Raw genomic sequence first — 6,082 nt, forward strand, 5'->3', positions numbered from 1 at the left:
CTATGGCACAAAAATTATCCATTGTAAAAATTGGCGGTAACGTAATAGAAAACAAAGAAGAACTGAGTAAGTTTTTAACTGCTTTTTCTAAAATTGAAGGTCTAAAAATATTAGTTCACGGTGGCGGAAAATTAGCCACAGAACTTGGAAAAAAACTAGGGATAGAATCTACACTTATTAACGGAAGGCGAATTACAGACGCACAAAGTTTAGAGTTAATTACAATGGTATATGGTGGTTTGGCCAATAAAAACATTGTGTCTAAATTACAAGGTGTAAACTGCAATGCCATAGGATTAAGTGGCGCAGATGCTAATGTTATACAAGCAGTTAAACGCCCTGTAAAAGATATAAATTATGGTTTTGCAGGTGATATTGTAGCTGTTAACAGCAACGCCATTAATACAATGTTACAAAATAAATGGACGCCTGTTTTTTGTGCACTTACCCATAATAAATCCGGGCAATTACTAAACACCAATGCAGATACCATTGCCTCTGAAATTGCTATTGCTATGAGTAGTTTATATGACACTACCTTGTATTATTGCTTTGAGAAAAAAGGTGTTTTATTAGACATAACAAATGAAAATTCTGTAGTAAAAAAAATAAATACAGAAACCTATAAAGAACTTTTAGATAGTAAGGTAATTGCAGATGGTATGTTACCCAAACTTGAAAACTGCTTTAATGCTTTACACAAAAAAGTAACTACGGTTTGCATAGGAGATGTTTCTATGTTAGATAAAAATGAAACGCTTTACACCACTATAACACTATAATATGGAACAAAAACTGCTTACTGAAAAGGCCATAAATTTATTAAAGGAGTTAATATCTATACAGTCTTTTTCTTCTGAGGAGGATAAAACTGCAGACGCAATAGAAAACTGGTTTACAAGTTTTAATATTCCGTTTACTAGAGATAATAACAATGTTTATGCAAAAAATAAACATTGGGATCCTAGCAAACCAACGTTGCTTTTAAACTCGCATCATGACACTGTAAAACCAAATTCAGCTTATACAAAAGACCCTTTTAATCCACATATAGAAGATGGTAAATTGTATGGCTTAGGCAGTAATGACGCTGGTGGTTGTTTGGTGTCTTTACTATCTACATTTGTTCACTACTACAATGCAGAGAACTTAAACCATAACATACTTATGGTGGCTTCTATGGAAGAAGAATCTGCCGGACCAAATAGCTTAAGAGGCTTGTTACCTAAGTTACCAAAAATAGATGTTGCTATTGTTGGCGAACCTACTTTAATGCAGTTGGCTATTGCAGAAAAAGGACTTATTGTTTTTGATGCCGAAGTTAAAGGAACACCATCTCATGCAGCGCACCCAAATAATGACAATTCTATTTACAATACCATAAAAGTACTAGAGTGGTTTAAAAATTACACCTTTAATAAGGTTTCTGATGTTTTAGGCGAAGTAAAACTTACAGTAACACAAATTAATGCAGGTAAGCAACACAATGTTGTACCAGCTAAGGTAGACTTGGTTATAGATGTAAGGGTTAATGATAAATACACAAATAAAGAAGTTGCAGAAATGCTGCAAAAAGAAGCTCCTTGCAAAATTACTCCTCGTGGTTTAAAGTTAAATTCATCAGCTATAGATATTAGCCATCCTTTAGTACAATCTGGCATTGCTTTAGGGAGAGAAACTTATGGCTCTCCTACATTATCAGACCAAGCAGCGCTTACGTGTCAGTCTTTAAAACTAGGACCAGGAGATAGCACAAGATCACATTCTGCAGATGAATTTATTTATGTAAACGAAATTGAAGAAGGTATAGATTTATACATTAAAATATTAAATGGGTTTCTACAATAAGTAATTACCTAAAAAACACAAGATTATGAAACTTTGGGACAAAGGATTTAGTACCGATAAAAAAATAGATCATTTTACTGTTGGTAATGACAGGGAGTTAGATTTGCTACTTGCTAAGTACGATGTTATTGCGTCTAAAGCACACGCGAAAATGCTTGGCAAAATAGGACTTATTACAGCACAAGAAGCAGAGAATTTGGTAGCAGAACTTGATGCCATTGCACAAACCATAGAAGAAGGCTCTTTTGTTATTGAAGATTCTTTTGAGGATATGCACTCTAAAATAGAATTTGTATTAACCGAAAAATTAGGTGACACCGGAAAAAAAATACACACAGCACGTTCTAGAAATGATCAGGTTTTGGTTGCAATGCATTTGTATTTAAAAGATGAATTACAAGAAATTAAGAGCGAAGTAAAAGTTTTATTTAACCTGCTTTTAAATCTTGCTGATAAATATAAAAATGTGCTATTGCCTGGTTATACACATTTGCAAATTGCTATGCCATCTTCATTTGGACTTTGGTTTTCTGCCTATGCAGAAAGCTTAATAGATGATTTGTATTTTGTTGATGCCGCCTACAAAATAGCAGATCAAAATCCGCTTGGCAGTGCTGCTGGTTACGGCAGTTCTTTTCCTATAGACAGAGATTTTACTACTAAAGAAATGGGCTTTGCTACTCAAAAATACAATGTTGTAGCGGCACAAATGGGACGTGGTAAGGTAGAAAAAGCTACTGCCTTTGGTATTAGTAATGTTGCTGCTACCCTATCTAAAATGGCTATGGATATTTGCTTGTATATGAGTCAGAATTTTAATTTCATTTCTTTCCCAGATGAGCTTACAACGGGTTCTAGCATTATGCCGCACAAGAAAAATCCAGATGTTTTTGAGTTAATACGTGGTAAATGCAATAAATTACAAGCTATACCTAACCAGTTAATTTTAATAACAAACAACTTACCTAGTGGTTACCACAGAGATTTACAATTGGTTAAAGAGGTAATTATACCTGCAATACAAGACATTAAAGCTTGTTTAGAAATACTGACTTTTAGCTTAAAAGAAGTACGTGTAAATGAAGCCATTTTAGAAGACCCTAAATACGATTATTTATTTAGTGTAGACACGTTAAACGAGTTGGTTTTAAGCGGAATACCATTTAGAGATGCTTATAAAAAAATGGGCAAAGAAATTAATGAAGGTACTTTTTCTCCTAAAAAAGATATTAAACATACACACCAAGGCAGTTTAGGTAATTTATGCTTGCAAGAAATTAGAAATAAATTAATTGATTAAAATTTTACACCTTTTCCCCTAAAACAAAATAAAACCCCTAACATTAGAACATCAGGGGTTTTATTTTTATTTAAAAAAATTAGCTTATAAAGTATTAGGCATAAAAAAAGCCGTGTTACATACACAGCTTTTACATTTTAATTAACCATTCCTAGGTTAACAACTTCTTGTTTTGTTAAGTAACGCCAGTGTCCGCGTGGTAAATCTTTTTTAGTTAAACCACCGTAAACAACTCTGTCTAATTTAGCAACTTCATACCCTAAGTGTTCAAAAATTTTAGTGACAATATTACTTCTACTACTAAAAAGTTCTATACCAACTTGGTTTTTAGGTGCATTATCTACATAACTAATATCGTGTACATTTACTACTTTTTCATCTATAGCCAAACCGTCTTGAATCTTTTTTAAATCTGCCGGACTTAATGCTTTAGATAATTCTACGTGATATATTTTACGTAAACCATTTTTAGGGTTTAGCAATCGTCTTGTAAGTTCTTTGTCATTAGTAAACAACAATAAACCTGTAGATGCTTTAGCCATTTTATCTACCGGTAATAAAGTAGCTTTAGAAGCGCTAGAAATTAAACCAGCAACATTTCTTTTACCGTGTTCATTTCTAACGGTTGTACTAAAATCTTTTGGCTTATTTAGTAAAACGTATTCTCTTTTTTCTGGATTAAGGTGTCTACCATCAAACTTAACAACATCATCAAGCTTAACTTTATACCCCATTTCTGATACTACTTTACCATTTACGGTAACACTACCAGCAGCAATAAAAACATCTGCTTCTCTTCTAGAACATACTCCAGAATTAGCTACATATTTATTTAACCTTATAGAATTAGGATCTGAAGGTTTTTGAGTACTTTTTGGTTTACCTGAACCAGTAAAATTCCTCTTTCTTGTTCCTCCATTATCCTTTCCTGAAGATTTTCTGTCCTTATTATAGTCAGATCTACCCATTGTATTATATTTTTTGCAAAGGTAGCAAAGGAATTTGAATAACTATATAATAGTTTAACTAATTAATCTTTAAACTTAACAGTGCTTTGTTGTTCTCTATTTACTTGTAAATTAGTAACATCTGAGTTGGAATACAATTTTAGTTTACTCAATTTTATAACGCTCCTACTAGACTTTAGTTAAGCTAATTTATTCTTCTTTTTCAAGAATATAAAGAGTTCCTTCTCCATCTAACTGATAAACTTTATTTTGATGAACTTGCGGTATATTGTCTATAGGTATTTTTTCTTTTAGGTTTGGCAATTTAGCGTAATCTTCAACTATTGCGGTTTTATGGTTTATTACTAAAATTTCACCTGTTTTGGTAGCAGTGAGTGCTATATACGTATCATTAATAAAGCGTTTGGTAAAAAATGTGTTTTCTTTAAGAACTGGGTGTGTAATTTCTACCTCACGTTCTAGTTTGCCAGTTGCCAAATCATATACTTGTAGCATATTCTTAACATCAACACCAGTAATAATATGATATAGTTTATCATTTAATTGTACTGGTCTAGATATAAATAAAAAAAGTGGTTTTTGCCATAACACATCTCCTGTAGCGCTATCAATACCAATAATAGTATCATTACGCAATAGCGCTACTAATATAGCATTGTAAGTGTATAGTTCATGTACAGTACCAACACGTAATTCTTCGTGTTCTGTACCTTTTAAATCTAGATACTCTCCTAATTTAGAAACATCTAATTTCCATAGTTCCTCAGCATTTTCTAACTGATGGCAACTTAGATTGTTTTCTTTTGTTGAAAGAAATGTTTTTTTATTCAAAATTGAATTTACTCCATAAATTATTGGATATTCTTCAACAATTATATTTTTATCTAAATTATACAATATCCAATTTTTTTTATACTGATTTTGAGAAATTCCGAGAACAGTTTCGTGATTTAATTTTAGATGCATTTTTACACCTACATAATGGTTGAATTCTTTTTGAATACTACCTTTCCAGTTATAAATTTTTGTTTTATCATTTTTATTGTCATAGAGCCATATTAAATCAAAGGAAGCTTCAATTATTGAATGGTCTTCAATAAAGATGTCATCCCATTTAACATTAAAGTTTTGTTGATAAATAAGTTTCTCTCTGATAAAAAAATTCTTAACATTTTTGATTATGGACATTATTAGTCAAAGATTTTATTAAAATTATTACTATTATCTAAATGATTTATTAATGCGTCTACCATTTCGTTAACTTGAAAAACACTAGTATCTAATAAATCTGTCCTACCTAATAATGAATTAACCTTATTAGCTCCTAATCCTTCCAAAGCCTTTCTGCCTTCATCAGATTTTAGCATTTTCATAAAGTTACCTTTTAAATAGGCTCTACCACCGCTAGCGTAAGCATATTGCTTGTGTTATTTAAAAAATCGTTTTTTATTTTTGATTAAACACACCAAAGAGGGGATCCAAAGTAACCATACAAATATTATTATTATAGCGTGAATAAATTGATAAAACTTTGGTGGTATATTATTTTTCCTTTTAAAAACACTAGTTGTTATAGGTGTAGTCCAAACTGGAAAGCTACCATCTAAAGTTATATACTTTTCTATTGTATTTTCATCTCCAAAAATTCTTGCTGATCCACCACCTTTCTTTAATACTCCAAAATAATAATATAAATTTGTGCCTCCTCTACCTGCATTAGGTGTTTTTTTATGAATAATTAATTCATTCTTGATTATTTGATCTTTTGAAAATATAGAAATGTAAAGCCACTTCTGGCTATTAAAGTTATTAGCAATTCCATCTATTAAACTAGTTACACCTAATATAATAATTGCAATTAGCATTACCTTTTTTATTTTTTTATGCAACATATAGTTTTATAAAACATTCTCCCCCCGCTAGCGCAAGCGTCACGCTTGTGCCGTTAAACAAACTAAAAGTTTTA

General features: G+C 31.4%; 7 protein-coding genes. 3 read left to right on the forward strand and 4 right to left on the reverse strand.

Annotation, left to right across the window (positions count from 1 at the left end; genetic code table 11):
* Nucleotides 1-2 precede the first annotated feature (2 nt).
* The 3 genes from argB to argH are packed head-to-tail and all read left to right on the forward strand — an operon-like array spanning nt 3 to nt 3,148.
* The gene (gene argB / locus KLA_RS15925; protein WP_013620407.1) at nt 3-782 is read left to right on the forward strand and encodes an acetylglutamate kinase; all 780 of its coding nucleotides are present in this window, start codon (nt 3-5) and stop codon (nt 780-782) included.
* Between the two features lies 1 nt (nt 783).
* Nucleotides 784-1,848 (forward strand): M20 family metallo-hydrolase, encoded by a 1,065-nt coding sequence (locus KLA_RS15930; protein ID WP_034646994.1) that lies wholly within the window; start codon nt 784-786, stop codon nt 1,846-1,848.
* A 25-nt stretch (nt 1,849-1,873) separates the two neighbouring features.
* The gene (argH, locus tag KLA_RS15935; protein WP_013620409.1) at nt 1,874-3,148 is read left to right on the forward strand and encodes an argininosuccinate lyase; all 1,275 of its coding nucleotides are present in this window, start codon (nt 1,874-1,876) and stop codon (nt 3,146-3,148) included.
* A gap of 137 nt (nt 3,149-3,285) precedes the next feature.
* Here argH and KLA_RS15940 read toward each other — a convergent pair whose 3' ends face one another.
* The 4 genes from KLA_RS15940 to KLA_RS15955 form a co-directional block, all read right to left on the reverse strand.
* Entirely contained in the window at nt 3,286-4,116 is an 831-nt protein-coding gene (locus KLA_RS15940; protein WP_013620410.1) for a pseudouridine synthase, read from the reverse strand.
* Between the two features lie 189 nt (nt 4,117-4,305).
* Nucleotides 4,306-5,304, reverse strand: a complete 999-nt coding sequence (locus KLA_RS15945) for a PQQ-binding-like beta-propeller repeat protein (protein ID WP_034646996.1) — start codon at nt 5,302-5,304, stop codon at nt 4,306-4,308.
* Nucleotides 5,305-5,306: 2 nt separating this feature from the next.
* A complete protein-coding gene (locus tag KLA_RS15950; RefSeq protein ID WP_034646998.1) occupies nt 5,307-5,489 on the reverse strand; it encodes a hypothetical protein in 183 nt (60 codons plus the stop codon).
* A 54-nt stretch (nt 5,490-5,543) separates the two neighbouring features.
* Complete coding sequence (locus KLA_RS15955; protein WP_034647000.1) at nt 5,544-6,008, reverse strand: hypothetical protein; 465 nt, start codon at nt 6,006-6,008, stop codon at nt 5,544-5,546.
* Nucleotides 6,009-6,082: the final 74 nt, after the last annotated feature.

Source organism: Cellulophaga geojensis KL-A (assembly GCF_000568425.1).
Taxonomy (GTDB): Bacteria; Bacteroidota; Bacteroidia; order Flavobacteriales; family Flavobacteriaceae; genus Cellulophaga; species Cellulophaga lytica.